The 366-nt window shown below is 46.2% G+C and carries 1 protein-coding gene; it reads left to right on the top strand.

Annotated features, from left to right (window positions below; genetic code table 11):
* Window positions 1-95 precede the first annotated feature (95 nt).
* Window positions 96-366, top strand: a 271-nt coding sequence (locus FCL48_RS24750) for an IS3 family transposase (protein WP_240744981.1), incomplete at its 3' end; no start/stop codon positions are given.

Here is a 366-nt window from a genome sequence, read left to right on the forward strand (position 1 = left end):
GACTGAGCATTCGTTGCCAATGTCGACTGCTTCATGTACCTCGATCTATGGTTTACTACCAGCTGTCTGGTGAATCTGCTGAGAATCTGCAGCTTATGGAAAAGATAGATCGATTGCACTTAGATGATCCCTCAGCAGGATCGCGTCGCATGTACAAATACTTGCGGCGGTCAACTGGGAAAAAGATAGGACGAGAACGGGTCCGTCGGTTAATGCGGGTAATGGGTGTTGAAGCTGTCTACCCTCGAAAAAGAACCACAATCCCTGGTGGACCGTCGGGTATTTTTCCTTATCGACTGAGAGGATTGGACATAAATAGACCAAATCAAGTAATGTGTGCTGATATAACCTATATACCAATGCGTC

The sequence above is a fragment of the Desulforhopalus sp. IMCC35007 genome (assembly GCF_005116575.1).
In the GTDB taxonomy this organism is placed as follows: Bacteria; Desulfobacterota; Desulfobulbia; order Desulfobulbales; family Desulfocapsaceae; genus Desulforhopalus_A.